Origin of the sequence: Saccharopolyspora elongata (genome assembly GCF_004348985.1) — a bacterium.
In the GTDB taxonomy this organism is placed as follows: domain Bacteria; phylum Actinomycetota; class Actinomycetes; order Mycobacteriales; family Pseudonocardiaceae; genus Saccharopolyspora; species Saccharopolyspora elongata.
Map to the genome: position 1 here is coordinate 1 of NZ_SMKW01000247.1, position 721 is coordinate 721.

The following is a 721-nucleotide window of genomic DNA, read 5'->3' on the forward strand; positions in this document are numbered from 1 at the left end:
CCTGACAGAGCCCAAGGACCGCAAGGCCGAGTTGCGGTGCTATCTCCGCGACCCGGACGGGTACCTCATCGAGATCGGGCAGGCCACCGGAATACTGCACGGTATCTTCGCCGACCGGCCCGCCCCTCCAAGCTGATCCTCTCGAGCGTGCACGCGCCTCATGCGCACAGGTCACCGTCGAACAGCGCGACGACAGCCCGCAGGGGCAGAAATTCCGTCGGCCCACGAGCTCATCTGCAACACCGCGTTGGGCCTGAGCCCAGCGGGTGCAGTCGGGGTGCGATGGCCGCGCCGGACCGTTCCCCCGCCATCAGCTCCAGCACTTCGAACTCCCACCCGGTGAGCGCGCCGAGGGGATTGTCCTGAGCACCGACTCGACATCGACCAATGACATCAGCTCTTGGACAATGCGGAGGCGATCTGGCCGACGAGTACCGCGAAAGGCATGTCGAGCGCGGTGTAGACGTCAGCGGCCAGGGGATCGGCGTTGTCAGCGAGGATTTCGACGATGGCAGTCGAGTAGTCGATCGGGATCACCCCGGCCTGTTGCATGCGCAGCAGGCCCGCTTCGCGCTTGGTCTGCCAGAAGGTGCCGGAGGCGTCGATCGCGGCGTAGGCGTCGTACCCCTCCGCCGTGGCACTGATGGCCGGGAGGGCGAGGCACACCTCGGTCGAGATTGGGGCGGCTGGGGCTGGGGCTGTCTCTTATACACCTCTGACG

The 721-nt window shown here is 66.4% G+C and carries 1 protein-coding gene; it reads right to left on the reverse strand.

From position 1 onward, the window contains the following. Positions 1-393: 393 nt before the first annotated feature. The gene (locus E1288_RS46545) at positions 394-666 is read right to left on the reverse strand and encodes a cysteine hydrolase family protein (RefSeq protein ID WP_207954962.1); all 273 of its coding nucleotides are present in this window, start codon (positions 664-666) and stop codon (positions 394-396) included. Between the last annotated feature and the right edge of the window lie 55 nt (positions 667-721).